The organism is Rugosimonospora acidiphila (assembly GCF_039543385.1).
Taxonomy (GTDB): Bacteria; Actinomycetota; Actinomycetes; order Mycobacteriales; family Micromonosporaceae; genus Rugosimonospora; species Rugosimonospora acidiphila.
In genome coordinates, this window is sequence record NZ_BAABJQ010000020.1 from 118913 (window position 1) to 143346 (window position 24434).

Sequence of the window (24434 nt, forward strand, 5' to 3'; positions counted from 1 at the left end):
CCAGCCGTCAGTGGGTTGCGTCCATCAGTCGCTCGACCAGTGCGGTCGAGTAGCGCCCCTTGCGGAACGCCGCGTCGTCGAGAATCCGGCGCAGGAACGGGATGGTGGTGCGTACGCCCGCGCCGGCGATGTCGAACTCGTACAGCGCCCGGTCCATCCGGTCGAGGGCGAGATCGCGCTCGGGTGCCCAGACAATGACCTTGGCGAGCAGCGAGTCGTAGTACGGGCCGACCAGGTAGCCGGCGTAGCCGTGGGTGTCCACCCGGGTGAACGGGCCGCCCGGCGGTTGGAACCGGTCGAGGCGCCCGGGCGCGGGTGCGAAGCCCCGCTCCGGATCCTCCGCGTTGACCCGGCACTCCACCGCGGTGCCCCGCAGCCGGATCTCGTCCTGCCGCATCCGCAGCGGTATGCCGGCCGCGATGTGCAGCTGCTCGTGTACCAGGTCGATGCCGCTGATCATCTCGGTCACCGGGTGTTCCACCTGGATGCGGCAGTTGGCCTCGATGAAGCGGAAGTTCTCCGCCTCGTCCACCAGGAACTCGAAGGTGCCCGCGCCGCAGTAGCCCACGGCGAGCGCCCCACGCACGGCGGCGTCGGCGATGGCGTCCAGGGTGCGGGCGCACAACCCCGTCGCCGGGCCCTCCTCCACCAGCTTCTGGTGCCGGCGCTGCACCGAACAGTCCCGGGTGCCCAGGTGCACACCGTTGCCGTACGAGTCGCAGAGCACCTGCACCTCGATGTGCCGGGCGTTGACCAGGTAGCTCTCCAGGTACACCCGGTTGTCGCCGAATGTGGCCTGCGCGGCCAGTTGGGTGCGCGCGTACGCCTCGACGAGCTCGGACGGCGACCAGACCACCGCCATCCCGCGCCCTCCGCCGCCCGCGACGCTCTTGATGATCACCGGGTAGCCGATCTCCTCGGCCACGGCGCGGGCGGCCGCCGCGCTGGTCACCGGCTCGGTGCTGCCGGGCGAGAGCGGTAGGCCGGCCTCGGCCATCAGGGTGCGCGCCCGCGCCTTGTCGCCGAAGCCGCGCACCACCTCCGGCCCGGGGCCGATGAAGACCAGCCCGGCCTCCTCGCACACCTCGGCGAAGTCGGGGTCCTCGGAGAGGAACCCATAGCCCGGGTGGATCGCCTCGGCGCCGGTCTGCCGGGCCGCCTCGATGATCGCCGGGGTGTTCAGGTAGCTGTGCCGGCTGGCCGGCGGCCCGATCCGGACGGCCTCGTCGGCCAGCCGTACCGCGGCCGAGTCGGCGTCCGCCGTTGAGTAGACGGCCACCGTGCGCACGCCGAGTTCCCGGCACGCGCGGACGACCCGTAGCGCGATTTCGCCGCGATTGGCGATCAGTATCTTCTCGAACATCGACGCGCCCCTCCCCCGCCACTCACGCCGGCGCCAGTGCGATCAACGCCTGCCCGAACTCGACCGGCTGGCCGTCGTCGACGAGTACGTCGAGCACCCGGCCGGCCTGGCCGGCGGTGATCTCGTTCATCAGCTTCATCGCCTCGACGATGCCGATCACTTTCCCGGGTTCGATCAGATCGCCGACCGCCACGAACGGCGCCGCGCCCGGCTCGGCGGCCCGGTAGAAGGTGCCGACCATCGGCGACACGATGCTGGACTGTCCGGCCCGTTTCGCCGGCTCGGCCGGGTCCCGCTGCGCCGGCGCGGTGCCGTTCACGGCTACCGGTGCCGGCTCGGCGGGTGGCGCGGCGGCCGGTCGCGCCGGCCCGGCGACCGTTGTCTCGCCGTGCCATTCGACCTCGACGGCCGCGTCGCCGCGGGTGATCTGGATGCGCCGCAGCGGGCCGGTCACCTCGGCCGCGAGCAGCCGGGCCTGCTGGCGCAGTACCGCCAGCACGCCATCGTCATCGTCCGGATTATTCATGGATGCTCCCCAGTTCGGCGTGGACCCGATCGCCGGCGGCACAGAACCGGCGGAACCGCTCCCGGCGGCGCCTCACCAGTTCCTGGCCGGGTACGTCAAGCAGCGGCGCGAGCGTCCGCGTGAGGGTGTCGCGCAATCCGCCGGCCCCGGCCGGCTCGTCGACTATCCCGTCGATCACCCTCATCCGCAGCAGCTCGGGCGCGGTCAGGCCGAGCGCGTCGGCGGCCCGTGGCGCGGCGGCCGGATCGTTCCACAGGATCGCGGCGCAGCCCTCCGGGCTGATCACCGAGTAGACCGCGTCGTGCAGCATCAGTACCCGGTCGGCTACGGCCAGAGCGAGCGCTCCCCCGCTGCCGCCCTCGCCGGTGATGACGGCGACGACGGGCACCGGCAGGTCGGCCATGGTCGACATGCTCTCCGCGATGGCGGCGGCCTGACCCTGCTCCTCGGCCTGGATGCCCGGGCTGGCGCCCGGGGTGTCGATGATGGTGACCAGCGGCAGCCCGAGCCGGGCCGCCAGTCGCATCACCCGCACCGCCTTGCGGTAGCCCGCCGGGCTGGCCATGCCGAAGTTGCGGTCCAACAGTTCCGCGGTGCGGTGGCCCTTCTGGTGCCCGATCACCGCCAGGTGGATCCCGTCGAGGCGGGCGAGGCCCGCCACGATGGCCGGGCAGTCGGCGCTGAACCGGTCGCCGTGCAGCTCGACGAAGCCGTCGAAGTCCGTGGCCAGATAGTCCAATGTGGTCGGTCGGTCGGGGTGCCGCGCGGCGCGCACCACCCCAAACGCGCCGCCCGGGGACGGCGCCCGCGCCGCCGCGCCGGCCGGCAGCGCGAGTTCGGTCCGGCCGGGCCGCGGCGACGTCGACCCGGTCGCCGGCGCGGCCGGCTTCACCGGCGCGTCGAGCGCCGGCCACGGCTCGGGCCCGGGCGTCGCCGCGGACAGCAGCGCGCGCAGCGTCGGTCGCAGCGCCCGGCGCTCCACCACCATGTCCACGTGACCGTGACGGAACAGGAAGTCGGCGGTCTGGAAGCCGGCGGGCAGGGTCTGGCGCAGCGTCTGCTGAATCACCCGAGGACCCGCGAAGCCCATCCGGGCGCCATTCTCGGCGATGATCACGTCGGTCGCGGTGGCGAAGGACGCGGCCACGCCGCCGTACGTGGGATCGGTGATGACGCTGACGCTGAGCAGCCCGGCGCGCCGCAGCCCGGCGAGCGCCTGGACCGTCGTGGCCATCTGCATGAGCGAGAGCACGCCCTCCTGCATGCGGGCCCCACCGGAGGCGGTCACCACGACGAACGGCAGCCGCCGCGCCTGCGCCCGCTCCACCGCGCGCACGATCAGCTCACCGGTTACCGAACCAAGGCTGCCGCCGAGGAACCGGAAGTCCATCGCGGCGACCACCAGGCGGTGGCCGTCGATGGACGCCTCGCCGCACAGCACCGCCTCGGTCAGGCCGGTGGACGCGCGCGCGGCGGCCACCCGTTGCGGGTACGCGACCAGGTCGACGAACCCGAGCGGATCCACCGGTGCGACGTCGGCGGCGAACGGCGCGAAGCTGCCGGGGTCGACGAGCTGCTCGATGCGCTCGGTCGCGCCGAGCCGGCGGTGGTCACCGCACTCGGGGCACACTCCCAGATTGCGGTGTAGCCGTTTGCGGTACAGCAGCGTCGCGCACGACCCGCAGCGCACCCAGGACTGCCGCTCCGCGGTGGCCGGGCCGGTCATGGCCGGCACCTCACGGACAGCGGTGCGTGGCGACGGTACCCGTGCCGGGTCGGGGTGCTGGGTGGACAGTGGATGGTCGCCGGGCACGGCGAGAGGTAGGGAACGGCGGCGGGTTCCGGGCCCGCGCCGATCGGTGATCGGTCCATGTACTCCCCCAAGGTGGATCGCCGCACCACCGTGGAACGAGGGGTGTCAATCGCCTGTCACAGAAAACTCACAGGTTCCGTCGAACTATGACGCTGGGGTGACGCCCCGTGCCGCAGGATGGGTCCTGCGGCAGGCGATCCCCTCGCAGGTCAAGCCGGGTTTTTATGGGTAAGGATTCGGTCACACCCCCGCCCGAACCGTTGACGCAGCGTAGTAGCGATTGATAACGTTCGTCACGCTTTGATGGGTAAGCGGGGGTGTTCGATCGGGGCCCCCCGGTTGCCCGGAGCGGTGTCGCACCAGCCACCTCCGGCAGCGCGGCTTTCCACATGAGAGCTTCCGTGCAGGGGGTTCAACGATGGCCTCTGAGAACAGCGTGCCGGCTTCCGCGCGGAAGAGACCTCGGCCCGCCCCCGACGGCGACGCCGACATCCATTTGCTGCTGCTCGGCGGCTTCCGGCTGCTGCACGACGGCAAGCCCATGGCGGTACCGCGCGGCCTGCAGCGCACCATCGCGCTGATCGGCCTGCGCCCCGGCGCCACCCGCACCCACCTGGCCGGGCTGCTGTGGCCCGACACCCCGGAGGAGCGCGCGCTGTCCTCGCTGCGCACCGCGCTGTGGCGGCTGCGCCAGGATCGCGCCTGCCCGATCGTGACCGCCGGCGACACCGTGCGCCTCCATCCGATGGTTCACGTCGACGTCGACGAACTCGTGCGGGCCGCGACCGAGGTCAACCACGGCGACGATCCGCGGCGGGCCACCCCGGTGCTCGCCGCCGGCCGGCACGACCTGCTGCCCGGCTGGTACGACGACTGGGTGCTGTTGGAACGGGAACGCATCAGGCAGTTGCGGCTGCATCTGCTGGACGAGACGGCCCGCGCCCACCTGCGTGCCGGCGAGCACGGCGCGGCGCTGCAGGCCGCACTTGAGGCGATCGCCGCGGAGCCGCTCCGGGAGACCCCCCACCGACTGGTTGTCGAGACCCACCTTGCCGAGGGGAACGCCTACGAGGCGCTGCACGCGTTCTACGTCTACCGCGATCTCCTCCTCCGGGAGTTGCAACTGGAGCCGTCCGCGGCGATGTACGGACTGATCAACGACATCCTCTCTCCGATCTGTACGCCCGAGCAGCAGCGCCGCCCTCGTCCGGGTATCGATCCCCTGCGGAACACCCGGCCGGTCTGACCGCCGCGAGCACATCGACAGGCGTTTTTGGCGACGACAGGCGTTTGGGCGACGACAGGCGTTTTGGCGACACCGACAGCGATCCTGCGCGGCCCGGCGTCCCCGCACCGTCACCGGTAACGCCTCACGCCGATCGATGCGTGGTGACGGTAGAAAGACGCGGCGGCCGGCAAGGTCGCTGCCGTCGGGTCCGGTCGCGAGGGCCGGACGGTACCGGTGGTAGGAGGTCAACATCGCTACCTGTGCCCGTCCGCCGGGATATCTCAACTACCTAAGGAGCAGCTATGACCTTCCGAAGCGTGATTGTCGCTCGCATCGTTCCGGGCAGCGAGAGCAAGGTCGGCGATGTCTTCGGGTACTACGACAGGACCACCCGCCCGCAGGATAGCGGTGTCATCGGCCGCAGCCTGCTGTCGCTGGACGACCTGTACATCCACGTGATCGAGCGCAACGTCGACCCGAAGACGCTGGAGCGGCCCCGGGGGCTGCCCGCCTTCCAACAGATCGCCGAGGCCATCGCGCCGTACGTCACGCCGTACCCGAAGAACTGGAAGGTTCCGTCCGACTCCGTGGCCCACGAGTTCTACAGCTGGGAGGCGCCGGAGCAGCCGGCGATGTCCTCGCCCGACACCAACCAACTGGTCATCGTCGCGCACATCAAGCCCGGGGCCGAGCCCGAGGTCGCGAACATCTTCCGCGAGTCCGACGAGGGGCCGCTGCCGGCGAAGATGGGCGTCACCGGGCGCTGGCTGTATTCGAACGACGACGTGTACCTGCACCTGATGGAGCGCACCGACGCGGCCTTCGCCGACGTCGCACAGGAGAACCGCGAGGTGCCCGCGTTCGCCAAGATCATGGACGACCTGAGGCCGTACATCAGCCCGTACAGCCCGCAGACCTGGCACAGCCCGGAAGACGCGGTGGCCAAGGAGTTCTACCACTGGCGGGCCGAGGACTGATGACCGGGACCCGATCCGTGTCCCGCCGCGGCGGGCGGTGCCACCCGGCGACGGGCGGACCGCCCGGCCGCGCCGCCGAGGAGTGCCGGTGATCAGGACCATGCTGCGGGTACGCGCGCACCAGGGGCGCGAGGACGCCGTCCAGGCCGCGTGGCACGCCGTCGCCGGCCGGATCGGCGCGCTGCCCGGCAACCTCCTGCGGCAGCTGCTCCTGGACGCCAGCGACCCCCGCTCGTTCGTGGTCGTCACGGAGTGGGACGGCGAGCCCGCGCTGCGGGACTACGAGGACGGTCCGGTCGCCGCCAGCCTCGGCGAGGCGCTGCGCCCGCTGCGCGAGACGCCCTCGGCCCGGCCGGCCGGGTCCGCCCCGGACGGCTACCGGGTGATGCTCGGCCCCGAGGGGCTCGGCCCCGAGCGGCGCGAGTCGAGGATCTGCGTGGACGTCGAGGTCACCGTGCCGGCCGACCGGCGCGGTGAGTTCGAGCGCGGGTACGCGCAGGTCCTCGCCCGGATGGCCGGGGTGCCCGGGTACGTGCGCGAGGACCTGCTGCGCGAGCCCGGCTCGGACATCTACCACATCTTCGCCGAGTGGAGCAGCGAGGCACAGTTCTTCAGCTGGATCGGCAACCCCGCGCACGCGCAGGAGGAGGCGGGCCCGATCGCGCCGTTCCTGCTCGACTTCCGGCGCCGCCTGTTCCACCTGCCGGCGCACCCGCCCCACCTCCCGGCGCGCCCCTCGCACCTGCCGGCGTACGCCCTTCACCCACCGGCGAAACCCCAGCACAGGCCAGAACCCAGCATCGGCAAGGAGACCGACGTGGACAGGACAACGGACGTACTCATCGTGGGGGCGGGACCCACCGGCCTGACCGTCGCCGTCGAGCTGGCCCGGCGCGGCATCGACTGCCAGGTGGTGGAGCGGCTCGCCACGCCGCCCGGGCAGGCCGACAAGGCGATCGGCGTGCACTGCCGCACGATGGAGATCTGGGACGAGCAGGGGGTCGTGCGCGACGCGATGGACGCCGGCATCTGGCTGACCGGCCAGATGGTTTTCGTCAACGGCGAGCAGACCCACCGGATGAGCTGGGAACTGCCGGAGCTGCCGTACGCGCACCTCGGCCTGCCGCAGTACGAGACCGAGCGCATCCTCACCGAGCGGCTGGAAAGCCTCGGCGTACGCCCGAGTCGCGGGGCCGAGCTGATCGCGTTCACCCAGGACGACGACGGCGTGCTGGCCACCCTGGCGCTGCCCGCCGGCGGCGAGCACACGATCCGGGCCAAGTACCTGGTCGGCTGCGACGGCGCGCACAGCAGGGTGCGGGAGTTGCTCGGGTTGACGTTCTCCGGCGGGCTGGGCCATTTCCCGCAGCTGTTCATGCTCGGTGACGTGGACGTCGAATGGGACATGCCCGAGGGGCACCTGCTGCGGTTCATGCACGAGACCGACGGCCGGATGGACAACATGCTGGTGTGCGTGCCGCTGCGCGGCGAGTCCCGGTACCGGATAGCGACGCTGGCGCCGGCGAGGTTCTTCGCGCAGACCGGCGGGAAGGACGCCCCGCCCGGGTTCAGCGAGGAACTCGCCGAGCCGACCCTCGCCGACGTGCAGGCCGCCCTGGCCCAGCTCGCCCCGGCCGGTACCCGAGCGTCGAACCTGCGGTGGTCGTCGGTGTTCCGGATCAGCCACGGCATCGTCGACCGGTACCGCGACCGGCGAGTGTTCGTCGCCGGCGACGCGGCACACCTGCACCCGCCGGCGGGCGGCCAGGGTATGAACACCGGCATCCAGGACGCCTGGAACCTCGCCTGGAAGCTGGCCCTGGCGGTGCGCGGAATGGCCTCCCCCGGCCTGCTGGACAGCTACGAGGCCGAACGGCGCCCGGAGGGCGAGGAGATCGTCGGGCGTGCGGTGCGGATGGCCTTCACCGACGAGTTGGACCGCGAGGACCTCAAGCGCCAGTTCCTGCAGGAAATGTCGATGCTGCTCAGTTACGCGGACAGCCCGATGGTCGGCGAGTCGGTGTCCACTTCGGACACGCCGTGGGGCGGCCCCCGACCCGGGGATCGCGCGCCCGACGCCGCCGGCCTGTACCGCCGAGGGGTCGGGCACCCGCTGCGGCTGCACGACCTGACCCGCGGCACCCGGCACACGCTGCTGGTCTACGCCGACCGATCGGCCGGCGAGGCGGTGACCGCCGCCCTGGAGAAGCTGTGCGCCGACGTCCGCGAGCAGGCCTGCGGCGAACTCGACGCGTACCTGATCGTCAGCTCGGACGCCCGCGTGCCGTGGATGCTCGACCCACCCGTGATCCGCGACAACGCCGACGGGTTCCGTAACACGTACGCCGTCACCGGCACCGCGCTGTATCTGGTGCGCCCGGACGGGCACATCGGGTTCCGCAGCCGGCCGATCGACGCCGACGCGCTTCGCGGCCACCTGCAGACCGTGTTCGGTGGTGCGCGATGACGGTACGCACGGTGCTGGCCATGCGCGCCCGGGAGGGCTGCGAGCAACGGTTCGAGAAGGAGTGGCTGGAGGCGGCCGAGGAGATCCGCGCGCTGGACGGGTGCCTGAGCCAGGACCTGATCCGCGACGCCGACGACCCGCGCAGCTACCTCATCATCAGCGACTGGGCCGACCGGGAGCGGCTGGACGCCTTCGGTCGCAGCGTTCACCGCGACCGGCTGCTGCGCGTGATCCGTGACCTTCGGGAATCCGCGCAGCGCAACACCTACCAGGTCCTGCACAGCGTCCACCGCGAGCCCGAGGAGTCTCGATGACCGACCAGGTAGTACCCCCGTCGGAGTTCTACACCGACGATTTCGCCGCCGACCCCTACCCCGCCTTCGCGCGGCTGCGCCAGGACACACCCGTGTGTCCGGTCGGCGGCCCGCGCTTCGACTCGTACCTCATCACCCGCTTCGAGGACGCGAAGGTGGCGCTGAACGATCCCCGGCTGTCCAAGGACCTCTACGGCCCCGAACAGCACTACCTGCGCATCTTCGGGCCGAACTCGGAGGGGTTGAACAAGAACATGCTCAACTCCGACCCACCGGAGCACAGCAGGCTCCGCCAGGTGGTGTCGCAGGCGTTCACCTCGCGCCGCATCGAGGCGCTGCGCCCGAGGGTGGCCGAGACCGTGGACAACCTGCTCGACAAGATCATCCCGCAGGGCCAGTCCGACCTGATGCACGACTTCGCCATTCCGCTGCCGATGATGGTGATCTGCCAGCTGCTCGGCATCCCGGAGACCGACCACGAGCGGGTACTGGGCTGGACCCAGGTCATCCGCACGTCCGGGTCGTCCAGCCGCCCCCCGGAGGAGGAGCGGGCCGCCGTACAGCTGGCCCAGCTGCGGCTGCACCAGTACCTCACCAGCCTCGTCCAGTACAAGCGCGCGCACCCCGGCGACGACCTGATCGGTGCGCTGGTCGACGCCTGCGACAACGAGGGGAAGCTGTCCGAACGGGAACTGGTCACCACCACGTTCCTGCTGCTGTTCGCCGGGCACCAGACGACCGCCGACTTCATCGGCAACGCGACGGTGGCGCTGCTGACCAACCCGGACCAGCTGGACCTGCTGCGCACCAGACCGGAACTGCTCCCCTCCGCGGTCGAGGAACTGCTCCGGTTCGACGGCCCGCTGCCGGTGGCCAGCCCCAGGATCGCCACGGAGGACGTCGAGTACCAGGGGGTGCACATCCCCCGCGGGTCGATCGTCGGCGTGGTCATCAACGCGGCGAACCACGATCCGGCGCAGTTCGCCGACCCGGACCGGTTGGACCTGAGCCGGGTACGCGGTCCGCACATCGGCTTCGGTCACGGGGTCCACTACTGCCTGGGGGTGTCGCTGGCCAGAATGGAGGGGCAGATCGGCATCGGGGCGCTGCTGCGCCGGCTGCCGGGACTGCGCCTGGCGGTACCGGCGGACCAGCTGCGCCGGCTACCGGCGGCGTCGCCGTTCCGCGGCCTGCTGGAGCTCCCGGTCGAGTTCACCACCTGACCCGGTCCGGTCAGGGTGCCGCTACCCGGTGGCGCCGCAGGTGTGCCATCACCGCGTGGTTGGCCTCCCAGCCGTCAGGGAACTTCGCCGGTACGTTGAGGTGTACCGGCTCCGTCGAGGGGTGCGCGTCCAGCAGCTCCGTGATCCCCGCCCGGGCGACCACGACGCACGCGTGCCGGTGCCGGGAGGTGAGCACGCACAGCCGCCCGGACTCCAGGTGGAACGCGGTCGCGTCCCGCCGGCCCGACAGCGGGTGCAGCACGATCGTCACGTCGTACTCCCGGCCCTGCAGCCGGTTCGCCGTGTCCACCGTGATGCCGTCGCCGGCCGGACCGAGCGCGGCACGGATCGCCGCCACCTGATCCCGGTGCGCCGCCCCGATCGCTATCCGGTCCGCGGTCACCGGCGCGCCCCGTTCGGACCGCTCCGAGTAGGCCACCGCCCCGCGCTCCAGCATCCGCACCGCGAGCTGGGCGCAGGCCGTCGCGGCCTGCCCGTCGGTGCGTACCGCGTGCCGGGCCGGCAGTTCGTAGAGCGCCCAGCCGGTCTCGGCCGCCAGTTCCACCGCCTCGTCCAGCGGCCCGCGCCGCGACGTGGCCGTGGTCAACGACAGCCGCCGCTGTCCCGGCCCGGTGCCGGAGGTGAACCCGGTGAACGGGTAGAACGCCTCGGAGACCACCGGCGAGGCGGTGTGCGGCAGGCGCCAGGAGACCGGCAGCCGGTGCACCGGAAGCGGGTTGTGCCGCAGCAGCATGGCCACCGCGCTCTGCATCGGGTCCCAGGTGAGCCCGGTCCACCGGTCGATGTCCACGGTGGAGAACGGGTCCAACTGACCGGGGTCGCCGACGAACAGGGCGCGGTCGAACCGGTTGGCGATGCGCAGCAGCATGTCCGAGCGCATCTGGTACGCCTCGTCGACGATCGCCCACCGCCAGGAGCCGTCGGTGACGGTGGCCCACTTGGCGGCAGTACCGATGAGCACCCGCCGGCCGGGAAGGTCGGTGGCCTTCGCCCCCACGGTGACCGCCGCCCGGTCCAGGATCCGCGCGGAGGGCTGGTAGTCCTGAGCGGAGAGCCGGCCGATGGTCAGCCCCGGCACGGCGTCGGCGAGCCGGACGGCCAGGTCGTCGACCTGCTCGTTGGTCTGCGCCACGATGATGAGCGGGTCACCGCCGCCGGCGAGTTCGGCGGCGGCGCGGACCACCAGGGTGGACTTGCCGGCGCCGGGTGGGGAGTCGACCACCACGCCGCGGTGGGCGCCGGAGTCCAGGTCGGCGAGCACGTCCGGCAGGACGTCGGTGGCGCTCACCCGAGCGCCTCCGCGCGCAGCCGGGCGGCCAGCCGCAACAGCTCGGCCGCCTCGACCTGCTCCGGGTCCGGCGCCACGGTGCCCTCGGCGAGGCCGAGCGCCCGGTCCACCGTGTCGACGCCGCCGAGGTCGTCGCGGACCGTCCGGCCCAGCGTCGCGGTGTGGCCGTGCGCCTCGTCCCGGCAGAAGTACGCCAGGTCGCAGCTGCCCAGGCACTCTGGCGCGTACCGGGCGTCGAGTCGGTCCAGCGCGTGCACGAGGTCGGGCACCGGCCGGCGCGGCACCCCGGCCGGATCGGGGGCGAGATCCAGGGTCAGCTGGTCGGGCAGCTCGGCGACGAGGTCGCCGATGCGCGACAGGCGGGACAGCTGCCGGCGCAGCACGGTCAGCTGCTTGCGCACGTCGACCCGGGCGGCGGTGGGCCGGTTGGCGAAGTTCTCGGGGCAGACCAACACCACCTCGTCGGCCACCGTCTCCGGCCCGTACCCGAGTTCGGCGAGCAGGCCGCGCAGCGCCAGCACGTACACCGCGGCCTGGGTGACCGCCGCGGCCACCTTGTCCCCGTCGGCCTGGCCGTCGATGATCGCGAACGACTTCACCTCGACCACCCAGAACTGGCCGCGCACCTGGAAGGCGATCAGGTCCGGCTCCAGGTAGGCCGGCCGCCCGCCGACGTCCAGCCGCAGCATCGGGTGGTCGAACAGGGTGCCGGCGTCGTCGCCGGCCTCGGCGGCCCGGGCCAGCAGCCGGCGGGTGCGGGCGTGACGCGCCTCGCGGGTGTCGTCACCGTCCACCGGCTCCAGGTCGTCGTAGGACACCCGCGGGATCGGCAGGTCCAGCTGCTCGCGCAGCAGTCGCAGCAGTTCGGCGCAGCCGTCCGCCTTGACCTGGGACTCGAACGCGTTGCCCCGGGTGATGGCGTACCGGGACTGCCCGGCCTGCACGGGGAAGCCGATATGGGCGGCCAGCCGCTGCTTGTCGAGTCCGGCCGCGTCCAGCACCGCCCGGCGGGCGCACCCGGGATTGCTGGTCAGCGCCGCGATCGTGCGCGCGTTGTGATCCAGCGGCTTCGCGGTGCCGCGGATGCGTTCCAGTCGTACCTCAGTGTCGTTCACGGCTCTCGTACGGCGCTCCAGCCTCTTCCGGCAATGATCAGTCGCATGGTAGCCGGCGGTGCCCAGGTTGGTTGACGTCCGCGCGCCGAGTCCTCACCCGGAATCGCGTTCGGCCGCGTCGCGGGACCGGGCGGACGGGTGCCGTGCGGACGACTGCGTCATGGTGCGGTAGACCTGGCCCGGCCTCATGGCCGGCTGGCTCAGCGGGTGGGCGCGCTCGGGCCGGATGCTGTCGAGGAACAGTTCGACATTGCGGCGCCACGCGCGCGGGGCGATCGCGCGGGTGACCTCCGCGACCCGGCCGTTCGACAACATGATGAAGATCAGGTCCTCGACGGTGAAGTCGGCGCGGATGGCGCCCGAGTCCCGGGCGGAGTCGAACAGCTCCTCGATGCGCCGCTGGATCTGCGCGCGGATCGCCAGGAGCCTCGGCGCCCGGTCGTAGGGGGTGGTCATCAGGTTGAGGTAGCCGCCCCGCTCCGCCTCGAGCGCGCAGGTCGCCATGAGGTAGTCCGCGACCCCCGCCCACCGGTCGGGGTTGGCCACCGCCCGCTCGGCCAGCTCGAGTTGGGTGAGCAGCGGCTGTTCGAGTACCGCCTCCCACAGCTGGTCACGAGAGGGAAAATGCCGGTACAGGGTGCCCGGCCCGACCCCGGCCGCGCTGGCGATCCTGTCCATGGGCACGGTGAGCCCCTCGGCGGCGAACAACTCCCGTGCCGTGTCGAGGATTTTGTCCCGGTTACGCACACTGTCGCTGCGTTCGGCGCAGGAGTTCTCAGATGTTCATCGCCACCATCGTCGTCAGCCTCGTCTTCGCCGCCCTGCTCCTGGTCTCCGCCGCCGGGAAGCTGCGGCGCTCCCCGTCCCAGGTCGGCACGTTGGAACGGGTCGGCGCCCTCGGGATCGCACCGGTCCTCGCGGTCCTCGAAATCGCCGGTGCCGTCGGGCTGGCCGCCGGCCTGGCCTGGTGGCCGCTCGGGATCGCGGCCGGCGTGGGCCTCGCGCTCTACTTCATCGGCGCGGCCGGCGCCCACCTCCGGGTGCGCGACCGTACGATCGCCGCACCCGTGGTGCTGCTGGTGGTTTCGCTCGCCGCCATCGCGCCGCGCCTCGCGTCGGCCTGACCGTGGGGCAGTGGCCGGCGCCTCTTCCCGAGGCGGCGGCTCAACCCACCGGCACCCGGGCGCGCAGCCGCTTTCCCCAGAACAGCGAGCGCGGGCGGTTCTTGTCGTAGTCCCACGGGAACCGGGTGCAGTGGCCGCCGAGCAGCCGGAAATGTGCCAGGGCACGCTTGCGCTCCCCGGTGTAGCTGAACCAGCCGGCGGCGTAGTTGTGGGCCAGGTAGTCGGCGGGCCGCTGGCAGGGTTCCATCGTCATCAGGTCGGCGGCCCGCCGGGCCTCGTCGCGCGCCTGCTCGTCCTGGAACACGTCCGCGTGGGCGAGGCGGTCGCGCCGCCACCACTCGAAGTTGGCGACGAACAGCAGCGAGTGGAGCGGGGATCCGGGCGCGGCGGCGGCCGTCCACTTGCCCACCTGCTCCCTCATCACCTCCACCGGCGTGCCCCACATCGGGGACAGTGAGTACACGGCCTGGTAGTACCCGGCCAGGTGGCCGGGCGAGCACAGCTCCAGCCTGGCCAGCCGGTTGAGCGTCTCCTGCGCGCCGACCTGCTGGCCGCGCGCCATGTGCAGCAGGTACAGCCACGGCGTCGGGTCGGTCGGCGCCAACTGCGCCGCGGCCCGGCACAGCGACTCCGCGTGCCCGAGCACCGAGACGAACTCGGCCAGCCGCCGCCCCTCGGTCTGCGACGCCAGCCGGGCGCCCCGGACCTCCCAGGCCCGCAGCACCTCCACCGCGCCGCGCAGGAGCAGGGCGCTCGGATCGCCGGGCCGGGTGGACAACCACGCGTCCAGGCCCGGCGGCACCCTGCCGCGCGTGCCCCGCACGATGGTGGCCGCCGCCACGGCGACCCGGTCCGACCGGTCCTCCCCGTCGACCACACCGTCGGTCAGGGTGCCGCACAACGGTCCCCAGTTGTTCGGAACGCGGGCGGCGTCGCGCACCGCGCTCAGCTCCGGCCGCCCGTACGTGATATCCAGCGTGACCATCGGTTCCCCCACACCCCGGCCGCACCGTGGCGACCCGGCCGGATCATATCCACGGTGCCGCCCGGCGCACAGGCCCCCCGATCGCAGGAACCTCAGGTCCGTGCGGAACCACGCGAACACGTCGAACTGGGTCAGGGTGTGCCGTCACGCATGCGCCCCGGGGCCGGCGACGCCGCCTGGGTGCGGCCGGTGCCCCGGGCGGCCGGTGCCCGCCGCGAGCAGGCACCGGCCGCCGACCGCGGCGGGGGGATCAGTTGGCGACCACGACCGGCCGGGTGACCGTGTACTTCTGGCCGAACTCGTCGGTGGCGGTGGCCAGCAGGGTGTGCCGGCCGTTGGTCAGCGTGGTCGTGTCCAGGGTGAACGTCACGGTTCCGGGCTTCGGCTGGTACTGGTACTGCAGCCCACCGCCGTCCACGCGCAGGTCGTAGGCCCGCAGCCCGGTACCGGTCAGCTGCACCGCGATCTGAACCTGCCCGCCGACGGCCTGCCCGTCCCCGGGTGTGCTGAACGCGACGCCGGGCAGCCCGACGTTGCCGCCGCGCAACGACACCGTGAGGTTCGGGTCCCAGTTCATGCTGAACGGGGTGTTGCGATCGGCGGACAGCACGCCATCGTTCACGTACAGCGGGGCGGCCTGGACCGCGGAGACCCGTGGCCCGCCGGCGTTGTCGGTGAAGTACACGATGTAGGCGCTGCCGCCCTGGGACAGGAAGAACGGGTGGTTGCCGTTGGCGCTGTCGTTGGTGCGGGTCCCGGGGTCTCCCAGCAGTGGTGTGCTCTGGATCGTCCAGGTCGAAAGGTCGGTCGAGCGGTACACGTTGATGGGCGGGCCGGCCGTGCCCATCCAGTAGAACCCGTCGTACCAGAACACCTGGGGCGCTTCCTGGCCCTTGTTGGTCAGCACCGGCCCGTTGACCGTCCAGTTGGTCAGGTCGTCGGAGTCGGCGGAGTAGATGTGCGAGCTGTGCCCCTCGTCCTTGAACCACATGCGCCACCTGTGCGCCGAGCCCTGCGGCAGCGGGTAGATGCACGGGTCGATGACGTTGCCGCTGGACAGCGTCAGCGGGCCGATGAACTCCCAGTTCCACAGGTTGTCGGAGGTGTAGTGCAGGATCGTCCGGACGGTGGTCCAGTTGATCGGCACGCCGGTGATGAAGACGACGAACATGTGGTACTTGCTGCCGTCCCACAGGATCTCGGGTGCCCAGTAGGTGTTGCGGCCCGGCTGGTAGCTCAGCCCCTCGGCGACCCCCCGGTACAGCCAGGTCCGGCCACCGTCCGAGCTGGACGCGATGCCGATGTCGCTGCCGTGTACCCAGGCGACGCCCTGCCCGGCCACGTTGGCCCGGCGCCCGGTGTAGAACATCCACCACTCGCCGGTCTGCCGGTTGTAGATGACCGTGGGGTCCGACGCGCCATCGAAGATGGGGTCGCGGAACAGCGGCGCCGGAGGCTGGTTCGGCACGGTCGCGGCCGGAGTCACCGCCGCCGTGGTCGCCGCGCCGGTCGAGTCGGGCGAGGTGGACGCCGGCGCGGCGTTGGCGGACTGGGCGGCGATCAGCCCCAGTGCGGTACCGGCGCCGATGGCCGCCCCACCTTGTAGCAATCTCCTGCGGGGAATCGGTCCTGTCATCGCAACCCCTCTCTGTGCGGGCGCGTCCGGCTCGGCCCGACGCACGCGCTGTCGTGTCACCACCTGCTCGGGTGCTCGAATTGTTAGCGGTAACTTCAATCACGTCAAGAGTGATCTCTTCGTCCATGACGTGTCTTCGCTGCTGCGAGCGGCGATGGCGGCCCACCGGGTGCGCGACGCAGGGTTCCAGAAAGGCAAATACATGTTACCGTTAACAACGGTGCCCTGGCCGACCCGGCGCCGTGCACGACCACCGCGAAGGCCGCCGGGCCGGCCGCGCCCATGCTCGTCGCGATGGGCGCACCTCGGCGGGGAGCGCGCTTCGTCGGGCGCTTCGTCAAGGAGCGCGCTTCGTCAAGGAGCGCGGTCGAGCCGGGTCGTGGTGAGTGCGAGCGTCGCCGACATCCGTCCCGGCCCGCCGACGCCGAGGTCAGCCGCTACGACGCCGTCGCCCGACTGTCCCGGGCGCGCCGATCGCGCCGATCCCCGTACGACCGCGACCAGGCCCTCGCCGCCGATCCGGTATAAGTAGTGCACCGTTGACGCGCGATAAGGAGCGTAATTACCAATGATTGCCACCCTTCCCGACATTCTCCTCGCGGACGGCGCCAAGCAACAGATCGCCGCCGACTGCCAGGCACTGGTCGGGCAGGAGCTCTCCGCCAAGTCCGGGATGTCGGCCGCCGCCCTCAAGGTGGCCTACAAGGCAGTGACCGCGTTCGCCCCGGGCTACTACCAGTCCACCGTCGAGGACATGGTTCCCGACCTGCTGACCCAGCTGCAGCCGTTCTGGGCGGACTTCCACGCCGCCGGGGGCGGCGGACAGTTCGGCGACTACCTCGTGGGGCGCGGCGACGAGGTGTCGGAGGCCATGCTCGGCGTGACCGACAACCTGGCGAAGCAGTCGGAGCGCCCCACCATCGCCAAGGCATACGGCGCGGTGCGCGGTGGCGCGAGCAAGCACATCGAGGCGGCGCTGCCGGCCGTCGGCGCGCTGGTGGAGAAGCACGCGGGCTGACCGCGTCCCGGCCCGCGCGGCCGTGCGCACCATCCCGCCGCACGATCCCGCACTCCGACACCGCGGTGGCCACGTCCCAAGGCGAGAAGCCGGGGCGTGGCCACTGTCGTTCACGCGGCGTCACTCAACCGGCGCAGCGGTTGGCGCCGGGCGGCGGCGCGTCGGAGCCGGTTGGCGGCACGTCGGAGCCGGTTGGCGGCACGTCGGGTGGCGGCACGTCGGGTGGCCGCACGTCGGGTGGTCCGGGGGCGGGTGGCGGCGGGGCGGGTGGTCCGGCGGGGCGGGTGGTCCGGCGAGCCGGCGATCAGGGGATCCGCGCGACCGCGCCGTAGCAGCCGATCGCTTCGGCCGGCGGCCGAGGCGGTGGCTCGTTCTCGGACCGCCATTCGGACACGCCACGGATGCCGGGGTCGATGAGCTCGAGCCCGTCGAAGAACGCGGCGAACTGCACTCTGGTGCGGACCTGGAACGGCTCGTCCCGGACGATCTGGTCGAGCCGCGCGGCAGTGTGCGGGGGCACGAAGTCGGCCGTGGCGTGCGACATCACCAGGCAGCTGCCCGGGGCTAGGGCACGCACGAGCGAGCCGACCAGGTCATACGGGCGCTGGGCGTCGGGGAAGAAGTGCAGGACGGCGACGAGCATCAGCGCCACAGGCTGCGACAGGTCGAGGGTGCGCCGCAGGTCGGGGTGCTCCAGGATGTCCCCGGGCCGGTGCAGGTCGGCCTCGAGGTAGGCGGTCGCGCCCTCCTCCGAACCGGTGAGCAGTTCCTTGGCGTGCATCAGCACGATGGGGTCGTTGTCGACATACACGACGCGGGACTCGGGGGCGATGCCCTGCGCGACCTCGTGCGTGTTGGGGCTGGTCGGGATGCCGCTGCCGACGTCGAGGAACTGCCGGATCCCGCTGCGCGCCAGCTCGGCCACCGCCCGGCGCATGAACCGCCGGTTCTCGACGACCGTGGTGCGGGCGGCGGGGAACGCGGCGATCATCCGGTCCCCGGATTCCCGGTCGGCCGGGAAGTTGGTGGTCCCGCCCAGCAGATAGTCGTAGCGCCGGGCCGGATGGGGGATCGTGGTGTCGATCCGCGACATCGAGGGCAGGGGGTCGGCTGACATCCTTCCGATCGTAGCGGTCCCCGGCCGTTGGCGCTCACCGTTGTCGATATGATCGGTCGCCATCGGTCCACGGTGGACAGCATCCCAGGATTCAGTGCAGGGGCAACGTCCCGACGACCTCGCCCTCGAACACCTCGCCCGTGGGTTGGAAGCCCATCCGCAGGTAGAACCCCTCCGGGCCGGTCGCCCCGGGAATCCACAGCACGGCGGCGCGGTCGAAGCCCCGGTGCCGCCCCTCGGCCAGGACCGCCTCCACGGCGAAGCGACCGTAGCCCTTGCCCTGATGGCCGGCGGCGATGTTCAGTCGCCAGATTCCGCAGCGAAAGAACTCGACCGGCGGGTCGGGGTCGAACGCGCCCATCACGAACCCGACCAGCTCGTCAGCGTCATAGACCAGGCGCGGCCACGCGATGTCCGGCGAGGCGTACGCCTCGGCCAGCGAGACGGCGACAGGTGCCACGAAGGACTCCTGGTCCGGCCGGATCGCCAGGCGGCAGGCGCTGCCAACGTTGTCGGGGGTAATCGGTTCCAGGCGCGGATTCGGCGGCATGCCGCACGCTAACACCGCCCTGCTCCGCCCGCCCACCCCGCGTTTCCGCCCGCTCCGCGTTGCCCGACCGCCCCGCGTTGCCCCGCCCGGCCCTGTCCCGAGTCACCCAACCGCTCGGTCACGTGCCGCAGCGCGGAGCGCGACGAGAGGCGCGCGTCACACCCGCACCGGCGCTGGGCCACCTCACGTTCCGCCGAGCCGCGGCGTCAACACTGCATAACCGTCAACCCAACGAGGAGATCGCCATGACCTCACGTCTCAGCTACGGCAACCCTCTCGCAATCGCGTTCGTGAAGCACATCAACGCGGCGGGAAAGGTCGTCGCGGATTCGAGCCTGCCGGCCGCGACGCAGGAACTGGTGAAGATCCGGGCCAGCCAGATCAACGGCTGCGGCGCCTGCCTCGACATCCACACCAAGGAGGCCGCGCGAGCCGGAGAGTCTTCGGTGCGTCTCAACCTGGTCGCGGCCTGGCGGGAGGCAACGGTGTTCACCGAGGCCGAGCGGGCGGCCCTGGAACTGGCCGAACAGGGCAGCCGCATCGCCGACGCCGCCGGTGGCGTCACGGACGAGGCATGGGCGAACGCCGTCAAGCACTACGACGAGGAGCAGCTGGCGGCATTGGTCGCCCTCATCGCTCTGATCAACACCTACAACCGCCTGAACGTCATCACCCAGCAGCCGGCCGGCGAGTACCAGCCGGGTCAGCTCGGCTAACCGGGCCAGTTCGGCTAACCGGGCCAGTTCGGCTTACCGGGCCAGCGCGGCCGGCCGCGCGCCGGGCCCGCCCAGGCACCGGCCCCGCCCGGGGGCAGCGCGGCCGGATCGGGTCGCGGCGCGGGCGCACGCCCTCCAACGCCTCCCCAGGGCCGGCGGCCTACCGGTTGGGCGCCGGCCCTCGGGCCCCGGTCGTCGCGGTCGCGGGGCCGGGGCGCGCCGAGGGCCCGGGCGAGCGGTCCGACCGACCTCGAAGGGAGTCGCGGATGCCCTACGCGTAGTTCGCCGTCACCATCGCCACGATCGTGGCGAACGCCGGTGTGGGCATCGCCGATCTGGCGCGGGCAAGGTTCGTCCTCGCCACCTCGGCCAGCGTGAGGGTGCCGCCCACCTGGCTACCCACCCTGAGGATTCTCAAAATCGCCGGAGCGGTCGGCATTCCGCTTGGGCTGCTCGGCGCTCAACCCATCGCAATCGCGGCGGCCATCGGCCTCATCCTCTTCTTCGTAGGGGCGGTCGTCGCGCACCTTCGCGCTCGCGCGCTCCGGGCGATCGTCGGCCCGGGGCGGTATCTTGCCCTGGCCGTCGCATCACTGATTTTGCTTGTGGCGCGGTGAGTTCGCTCGACATCGGCCCTCACCCCGACGATCCCGCCCGCGGCTGAGCCTAGTCTTGCGACGTGGACCCTCATCAGCTGAGTCGTGAGCAGGCGCGCCAGATCGCGGTGCGGGCCCAGTGGCTGCACCGGGACGCGCCGCCCGATCTGCTGGGGCTGGTCCGGCAGCTGACCCTGCTGCAGGTGGACCTGACCCCGGCCGTCGCGCCCAGCGCCGATCTGGTGGCCTGGAGCCGGCTCCGGTCGTCGTACTCCCCCACCGATCTCGAATCGGCGCTGGAGAATCAGACCCTGCTGGAGTTGCGGGGCCTGATCCGGCCGGCCGAGGATCTGGCGCTGTACCGGGCGGAGATGGCCGACTGGGACAAGGGCGGCGACGCGGGCGGCTGGCAGGCGGCACAACGGGACTGGGTCGCGGTCAACGAGGGCTGCCGGCGGGACATCCTCCACCGGTTGCGTAGCGACGGTCCGCTGCCGGCCCGGAACATCCCGGATACCTGCGAAGTGCCGTGGCGGTCGACAGGCTGGACCAACAACCGCAACGTGCTGCGTCTGCTGGAATTCATGGAGGCACGCGGCGAGGTGGCCGTGGTGGGGCGGGAGGCCAGCCGGGACCGGCTCTGGGACCTGGCCGAACGCGTCTTTCCCGACGACACGGTGGTTCCCGCGGCCGAGGCGCTGCGGATCCGCGCACAGCGGCGGCTGCGCTCGCTGGGTATCGCGCGCGCCAGCGGACCGGGCTGGCCGGTCGAGCCGGGACTTCTTGGCGAGATCGGCGAGCCGGCCGTGATCGAGGGCGTACGGGGTGGTTGGCTGGTCGATCCGGCCGCGCTGGATCAGCCGTTCTCCGGTCGGGCAGCGCTGCTGTCCCCCATCGACCGCCTGGTCTACGACCGCAAACGGATGGTGGAGATCTTCGAGTTCGACTACCAACTGGAGATGTACAAGCCGGCCGCCAAACGGCGCTGGGGCTACTGGGCGCTGCCGATCCTCTACGGCGACCGCCTGGTCGGCAAGCTCGACGCCACCGCCGACCGGCCGGCGAGGGTGCTGCGAGTCAACGCCATCCACCGGGACGTGCGGTTCGGCAAGGCGATGAACACCGCCATCCACGAGGAGATCGAGTCGCTGGCGACGCTGCTCGACCTCAAGCCACAACTGCCGTAACGCCAGCCACCCCTCCGGCGTCATCGGCCCGACCCGGTCGGGACGGAGTCGGCGGACTCGGTGGCACTATATCGCCCGGCGTAGTACGCTCGGCGATATAACGTAGGACGGAGTAACGCGTGGGCGACGAACTGGGCCGTTGGGCCGAGCCGGGGCTGCTGGTGCTGGCCAGCCTGGCCGACGGCGACAAGCACGGATACGCCATCACCACCGACATCGCCGATCAGGTCGGCGTGAGCCTCGGCCCGGGCACGCTGTACGCGGCGCTGAGCCGGTTGGAGGACCGGGGCCTGATCGAGGGCCTGCCCGCCGAGGGACGCCGCCGCCCGTACCGGCTGACCGCGGCCGGGGCGGCCGAACTGTCGGCCCAGGCGACCCGGATGCAGCGGCTCGCGACGCTGAGCCTGGGCCGGCTACGGACGGCCACGGCGTGACCGGCGACCCGTGGCTGGTCCGCGCCCTGCTGGCCTGCTACCCGCCGGCCTGGCGCCGCCGGTACGGCGACGAGTACGCCCAACTGCTCTGCGACCTGCGCATCCACCGGCGCCCCCGGCTGATCGTCAACTCGTTGGCGGGCGCGATACACACTCAGCTGAGTCAAGGAGGGCTCATGTCCAGCCGTTCCCCGATGACCACCGCGATCTGGGCCACCGGCCTGTTCACCGTGGCCGGTATCGGGTTCCAGAGGCTCGCCGAGGACTTCACCGGCGTGGCCGGCATCGCCTACCCGCTGCTGATCGCGGCGGCGGGGGTCGCGTTGCTCGCGCTGGTCGCCGCGGCGGCACCGACCGCGGTGGCGCTGCTACGCGGCCGGGACACCGGCGCCTGGAAGTACCTGGCCGTTCCGGTGGTCGGCGCCGCCGCCTGGTACGGCGTGCTTCGCCTGGCGCTGGCCATCTCCCACGGCCACGGCGTGCACTCCGCACCCAACGTCACCGGGTTCACGCTCGTCGCGGTCGCCGGCATCGCCGTCGTCGCGGCCACCGCCTGGGCGGCCGCCATCGTGCTGCGCCGGGTACCGGCCGACCAGCCGGCCCGCTTGCGGCCGACGGCGCTGATCGTGCTGGCCGCCGGCATGGCCACGACCACCGTCGTCGCCCTGATCTGGGGCCTGCGGGTGCACGCCAACAACCCGACCGCGTTCCACGGCGACCAGGGGATGCTGGCCACCCCGTTCGTGCCCAGTTGGATAGCGACGGTGGTACTGATGGCCGCCGCGACCGCCTTCGCCGCGATGGCCGGCCGCCGCCAGCTGAGCCCCGCCCGGTAGTGAGCCCCGCCCGGTAGTGAGCCCCGCCCGGTAGTGAGCCCCGCCCGGTAGTGAGCCCCGCCCGGTAGTGAGCCCCGCACCCCGAAACCACCTGGCCTCCCAGCCCGCCACGGTCAACCCATACCTTCCCCCAACCTGCCGGCGAACCGCCGAGAAAGGGCGATCCTCCATGTCCGCACCCGCCGCACCGGCGGCGACGATCCGCGTCGACGACCTGTCCAAGCGCTACGGCCGCCAGCAAGCGGTCGACCAGCTCACCTTCGCGGTCGACGCGGGGCAGATCTGCGCGCTGCTCGGACCCAACGGAGCCGGCAAGACCTCAACCATGCGGATGCTGGTCGGACTGTCCACACCCGACACCGGCACCGCCCGCCTCGCCGGCGAGGCGGTCAGCCTCGGCGCCCCGGTGCTGCGGCGCGTGGGTGTGCTCATCGACGGACCCGCGTTCGTACCGCACCTGAGCGGCATCAAGAACCTGAAGCTGCTGTGGGCGGCGGCCCGGCGGACCTGGCCACCGCGCGGCCTGGACGCCGCACTCGACCTGGCCGGGCTGGGCGCCGCGATCGACCGCAAGGTCAAGGGTTATTCGATGGGCATGAAGCAACGCCTCATGCTCGCCCAGGCGCTGATGCGCGTGCCCGACGTCCTGATCCTGGACGAGCCTGCCAACGGCCTGGACCCGGCCGAGGTCCGCGCCCTGCGGGAACACCTGGCGGCACTGGCAAGGGCCGGCGCCACGGTCCTGCTCTCCAGCCATCAGCTCGCCGAGGTGCAGCAACTCGCCACCCACATCGTCGTCATTCACAAGGGCCGGCTCATCAGCACCGGGCCGCTGGCCGACGCGCTCGGCGGCGCCACCGGCACCTACCGCATCCAAACCGACGACCTCGACCGGGCCCTGACCGTCCTGCGCGAAGCCCCCGGGGTGACGGCGGTCGTCGCACACAACGGAGAGGTCATCGTCACCGCGCCCACCGTGCCCGCCGGCGAACTCGTGCAGGCGCTCGTCGGCGCCCGCGTCGGCGTCATCGCGGCCAACCCGGCCCATCAATCCCTCGAAGACGCCTACCTCGCCATGACCGAAAGGCACGCCGATGCTGCGCGTTGAACTGGCCACCCAGCTGGTGCGGATCCGCACTCTGATCGCCATGGCCTTCCTCGCCGCCGTCCCGGTCATGGCCGGCCTGTCCTTCGCCCGCTACGCGGGACACCGCAACGGCAACCAGAGCGGCCTGTTCGGCGCGTCCCCCTACTCGGCGCTCAACCACACCATGGCCAGTCTCGAATTCATCATGCCGCTGCTGTTGCCGATCATCGTCGCGCTGCTCGCCGCCGTCATCGCCTCCGCCGACCGTGACTGGGGCATCCTGCGCTACCTCTACGTCGCCCCGATCACCCGGGCGCGGCTGCTGACCGCGAAACTCGCCGCCGTCGGCATCGCCACCACGCTCGCCCTCGCCTGCGTGCTGGCCGCCGGATTCGTGACCGGCCTGGCCATCTTCGGCTGGCACCCATTCCACCGCATCGGCTCCGCCGACCTGACCACCGGCGACGCCATCGCCCGCGCGCTGTCCGCCAGCGGCTACACCCTGCTGTGCATGCTCAGCATGGCCGCGATCGCGTTCACCCTCGGGCTGCTACTGCCCCATGGCGCTGAAGCCCTCGCCGCGGCCGTCGCGTTCGTCGTCGCCGCCAGCATCCTCAACGGTCAGCCCGCCCTGCACGCGCTCGCCGTGGTGCTTCCGGTGCACTACTGGCAGAACTGGGTCGGGCTGTTCGATCCGGACGGGACCGCCAACCTCACCACCGGAGTCCTCGTACAGGTCGCCACCGTGGTGCTGTGCACGGCCGTCAGCCTGGCCGTAGCGCGCCGCCGCGACCCCGCGGCGTGACCGGCGAC

At 71.9% G+C, this 24434-nt stretch carries 24 protein-coding genes; 14 read left to right on the forward strand and 10 right to left on the reverse strand.

Features of this window, described 5'->3' with window-relative positions; all coding sequences use genetic code 11:
• Nucleotides 1-7: 7 nt before the first annotated feature.
• The 3 genes from ABEA87_RS28570 to accD are packed head-to-tail and all read right to left on the reverse strand — an operon-like array spanning nucleotide 8 to nucleotide 3615.
• Nucleotides 8-1363: an acetyl-CoA carboxylase biotin carboxylase subunit gene (locus tag ABEA87_RS28570; protein ID WP_345634790.1), complete on the reverse strand. Its 1356-nt coding sequence runs from the start codon at nucleotides 1361-1363 to the stop codon at nucleotides 8-10.
• Between the two features lie 22 nt (nucleotides 1364-1385).
• Complete coding sequence (gene accB, locus ABEA87_RS28575; protein WP_345634792.1) at nucleotides 1386-1889, reverse strand: acetyl-CoA carboxylase biotin carboxyl carrier protein; 504 nt, start codon at nucleotides 1887-1889, stop codon at nucleotides 1386-1388.
• Nucleotides 1882-3615 (reverse strand): acetyl-CoA carboxylase, carboxyltransferase subunit beta, encoded by a 1734-nt coding sequence (accD, locus tag ABEA87_RS28580; protein WP_345634794.1) that lies wholly within the window; start codon nucleotides 3613-3615, stop codon nucleotides 1882-1884. Before accD ends, accB begins: the two co-directional genes overlap by 8 nt.
• Nucleotides 3616-4120: 505 nt before the next feature.
• Between accD and ABEA87_RS28585 the strand changes: the two genes are divergently transcribed.
• From ABEA87_RS28585 to ABEA87_RS28605, 5 genes are all read left to right on the forward strand, one after another.
• Complete coding sequence (locus ABEA87_RS28585; protein WP_345634796.1) at nucleotides 4121-4948, forward strand: AfsR/SARP family transcriptional regulator; 828 nt, start codon at nucleotides 4121-4123, stop codon at nucleotides 4946-4948.
• Nucleotides 4949-5232: 284 nt separating this feature from the next.
• Nucleotides 5233-5907: a TcmI family type II polyketide cyclase gene (locus ABEA87_RS28590; RefSeq protein ID WP_345634798.1), complete on the forward strand. Its 675-nt coding sequence runs from the start codon at nucleotides 5233-5235 to the stop codon at nucleotides 5905-5907.
• 88 nt (nucleotides 5908-5995) lie between these two features.
• Entirely contained in the window at nucleotides 5996-8374 is a 2379-nt protein-coding gene (locus tag ABEA87_RS28595) for an FAD-dependent monooxygenase (protein WP_345634800.1), read from the forward strand.
• Nucleotides 8371-8688: a putative quinol monooxygenase gene (locus ABEA87_RS28600; protein WP_345634802.1), complete on the forward strand. Its 318-nt coding sequence runs from the start codon at nucleotides 8371-8373 to the stop codon at nucleotides 8686-8688. Before ABEA87_RS28595 ends, ABEA87_RS28600 begins: the two co-directional genes overlap by 4 nt.
• Nucleotides 8685-9911, forward strand: coding sequence for a cytochrome P450 family protein (locus ABEA87_RS28605; RefSeq protein WP_345634804.1), 1227 nt, complete (start codon nucleotides 8685-8687; stop codon nucleotides 9909-9911). Before ABEA87_RS28600 ends, ABEA87_RS28605 begins: the two co-directional genes overlap by 4 nt.
• Nucleotides 9912-9921: 10 nt before the next feature.
• On the opposite strand, the gene ABEA87_RS28610 is transcribed toward ABEA87_RS28605, so the two are convergent.
• From ABEA87_RS28610 to ABEA87_RS28620, 3 genes are all read right to left on the reverse strand, one after another.
• The gene (locus tag ABEA87_RS28610) at nucleotides 9922-11220 is read right to left on the reverse strand and encodes an AAA family ATPase (protein WP_345634806.1); all 1299 of its coding nucleotides are present in this window, start codon (nucleotides 11218-11220) and stop codon (nucleotides 9922-9924) included.
• Nucleotides 11217-12335 carry a hypothetical protein gene (locus tag ABEA87_RS28615; RefSeq protein WP_345634808.1) on the reverse strand — a complete coding sequence of 373 codons (1119 nt, stop codon included), beginning with the start codon at nucleotides 12333-12335 and terminating at the stop codon, nucleotides 11217-11219. Before ABEA87_RS28615 ends, ABEA87_RS28610 begins: the two co-directional genes overlap by 4 nt.
• Before the next feature lie 93 nt (nucleotides 12336-12428).
• Nucleotides 12429-13082 carry a TetR/AcrR family transcriptional regulator gene (locus ABEA87_RS28620; protein WP_345634810.1) on the reverse strand — a complete coding sequence of 218 codons (654 nt, stop codon included), beginning with the start codon at nucleotides 13080-13082 and terminating at the stop codon, nucleotides 12429-12431.
• 32 nt (nucleotides 13083-13114) lie between these two features.
• On the opposite strand from ABEA87_RS28620, the gene ABEA87_RS28625 reads away from it, so the two are divergent.
• On the forward strand, nucleotides 13115-13459 hold the full coding sequence (locus ABEA87_RS28625) for a DoxX family protein (RefSeq protein WP_345634812.1): 345 nt from the start codon (nucleotides 13115-13117) through the stop codon (nucleotides 13457-13459).
• 40 nt (nucleotides 13460-13499) lie between these two features.
• Here ABEA87_RS28625 and ABEA87_RS28630 read toward each other — a convergent pair whose 3' ends face one another.
• Both ABEA87_RS28630 and ABEA87_RS28635 read right to left on the reverse strand, forming a co-directional pair.
• Entirely contained in the window at nucleotides 13500-14444 is a 945-nt protein-coding gene (locus ABEA87_RS28630) for a hypothetical protein (RefSeq protein ID WP_345634814.1), read from the reverse strand.
• 250 nt (nucleotides 14445-14694) lie between these two features.
• Nucleotides 14695-16080, reverse strand: coding sequence for an Ig-like domain-containing protein (locus ABEA87_RS28635; RefSeq protein WP_345634815.1), 1386 nt, complete (start codon nucleotides 16078-16080; stop codon nucleotides 14695-14697).
• Nucleotides 16081-16648: 568 nt separating this feature from the next.
• Between ABEA87_RS28635 and ABEA87_RS28640 the strand changes: the two genes are divergently transcribed.
• Nucleotides 16649-17098, forward strand: a complete 450-nt coding sequence (locus ABEA87_RS28640; RefSeq protein WP_345634817.1) for a DUF6918 family protein — start codon at nucleotides 16649-16651, stop codon at nucleotides 17096-17098.
• A 304-nt stretch (nucleotides 17099-17402) separates the two neighbouring features.
• Here the strand turns inward: ABEA87_RS28640 and ABEA87_RS28645 are convergent, their stop codons facing one another.
• Both ABEA87_RS28645 and ABEA87_RS28650 read right to left on the reverse strand, forming a co-directional pair.
• On the reverse strand, nucleotides 17403-18215 hold the full coding sequence (locus ABEA87_RS28645; RefSeq protein ID WP_345634818.1) for an SAM-dependent methyltransferase: 813 nt from the start codon (nucleotides 18213-18215) through the stop codon (nucleotides 17403-17405).
• Nucleotides 18216-18306: 91 nt separating this feature from the next.
• Nucleotides 18307-18675 (reverse strand): GNAT family N-acetyltransferase, encoded by a 369-nt coding sequence (locus ABEA87_RS28650; protein WP_425570969.1) that lies wholly within the window; start codon nucleotides 18673-18675, stop codon nucleotides 18307-18309.
• 335 nt (nucleotides 18676-19010) lie between these two features.
• Between ABEA87_RS28650 and ABEA87_RS28655 the strand changes: the two genes are divergently transcribed.
• From ABEA87_RS28655 to ABEA87_RS28685, 7 genes are all read left to right on the forward strand, one after another.
• Nucleotides 19011-19481 carry a carboxymuconolactone decarboxylase family protein gene (locus tag ABEA87_RS28655; protein WP_345634822.1) on the forward strand — a complete coding sequence of 157 codons (471 nt, stop codon included), beginning with the start codon at nucleotides 19011-19013 and terminating at the stop codon, nucleotides 19479-19481.
• 293 nt (nucleotides 19482-19774) lie between these two features.
• Nucleotides 19775-20098 (forward strand): DoxX family protein, encoded by a 324-nt coding sequence (locus ABEA87_RS28660; RefSeq protein WP_345634909.1) that lies wholly within the window; start codon nucleotides 19775-19777, stop codon nucleotides 20096-20098.
• Nucleotides 20099-20160: 62 nt separating this feature from the next.
• Complete coding sequence (locus ABEA87_RS28665; RefSeq protein WP_345634824.1) at nucleotides 20161-21264, forward strand: DNA glycosylase AlkZ-like family protein; 1104 nt, start codon at nucleotides 20161-20163, stop codon at nucleotides 21262-21264.
• A 119-nt stretch (nucleotides 21265-21383) separates the two neighbouring features.
• On the forward strand, nucleotides 21384-21698 hold the full coding sequence (locus ABEA87_RS28670) for a PadR family transcriptional regulator (protein WP_345634826.1): 315 nt from the start codon (nucleotides 21384-21386) through the stop codon (nucleotides 21696-21698).
• On the forward strand, nucleotides 21695-22534 hold the full coding sequence (locus ABEA87_RS28675; protein WP_345634828.1) for a hypothetical protein: 840 nt from the start codon (nucleotides 21695-21697) through the stop codon (nucleotides 22532-22534). The genes ABEA87_RS28670 and ABEA87_RS28675 overlap by 4 nt, the downstream gene beginning before the upstream one ends.
• Before the next feature lie 169 nt (nucleotides 22535-22703).
• Nucleotides 22704-23642 carry an ABC transporter ATP-binding protein gene (locus ABEA87_RS28680; protein ID WP_345634830.1) on the forward strand — a complete coding sequence of 313 codons (939 nt, stop codon included), beginning with the start codon at nucleotides 22704-22706 and terminating at the stop codon, nucleotides 23640-23642.
• Nucleotides 23629-24426: an ABC transporter permease gene (locus ABEA87_RS28685; protein ID WP_345634832.1), complete on the forward strand. Its 798-nt coding sequence runs from the start codon at nucleotides 23629-23631 to the stop codon at nucleotides 24424-24426. Before ABEA87_RS28680 ends, ABEA87_RS28685 begins: the two co-directional genes overlap by 14 nt.
• The last annotated feature ends 8 nt before the right edge of the window (nucleotides 24427-24434 follow it).

Coding starts and splice junctions, on each gene's coding strand:
- ABEA87_RS28605 (WP_345634804.1), top strand. CDS start 8,685: ATGACCGACCAGGTAGTACCCCCGTCGGAGTTCTACACCGACGATTTC.
- ABEA87_RS28570 (WP_345634790.1), bottom strand. CDS start 1,363: ATGTTCGAGAAGATACTGATCGCCAATCGCGGCGAAATCGCGCTACGG.
- ABEA87_RS28655 (WP_345634822.1), top strand. CDS start 19,011: ATGACCTCACGTCTCAGCTACGGCAACCCTCTCGCAATCGCGTTCGTG.
- ABEA87_RS28625 (WP_345634812.1), top strand. CDS start 13,115: ATGTTCATCGCCACCATCGTCGTCAGCCTCGTCTTCGCCGCCCTGCTC.
- ABEA87_RS28630 (WP_345634814.1), bottom strand. CDS start 14,444: ATGGTCACGCTGGATATCACGTACGGGCGGCCGGAGCTGAGCGCGGTG.
- ABEA87_RS28645 (WP_345634818.1), bottom strand. CDS start 18,215: ATGTCAGCCGACCCCCTGCCCTCGATGTCGCGGATCGACACCACGATC.
- ABEA87_RS28585 (WP_345634796.1), top strand. CDS start 4,121: ATGGCCTCTGAGAACAGCGTGCCGGCTTCCGCGCGGAAGAGACCTCGG.
- ABEA87_RS28685 (WP_345634832.1), top strand. CDS start 23,629: ATGCTGCGCGTTGAACTGGCCACCCAGCTGGTGCGGATCCGCACTCTG.
- ABEA87_RS28640 (WP_345634817.1), top strand. CDS start 16,649: ATGATTGCCACCCTTCCCGACATTCTCCTCGCGGACGGCGCCAAGCAA.
- accD (WP_345634794.1), bottom strand. CDS start 3,615: ATGACCGGCCCGGCCACCGCGGAGCGGCAGTCCTGGGTGCGCTGCGGG.
- accB (WP_345634792.1), bottom strand. CDS start 1,889: ATGAATAATCCGGACGATGACGATGGCGTGCTGGCGGTACTGCGCCAG.
- ABEA87_RS28680 (WP_345634830.1), top strand. CDS start 22,704: ATGTCCGCACCCGCCGCACCGGCGGCGACGATCCGCGTCGACGACCTG.
- ABEA87_RS28635 (WP_345634815.1), bottom strand. CDS start 16,080: ATGACAGGACCGATTCCCCGCAGGAGATTGCTACAAGGTGGGGCGGCC.
- ABEA87_RS28590 (WP_345634798.1), top strand. CDS start 5,233: ATGACCTTCCGAAGCGTGATTGTCGCTCGCATCGTTCCGGGCAGCGAG.
- ABEA87_RS28600 (WP_345634802.1), top strand. CDS start 8,371: ATGACGGTACGCACGGTGCTGGCCATGCGCGCCCGGGAGGGCTGCGAG.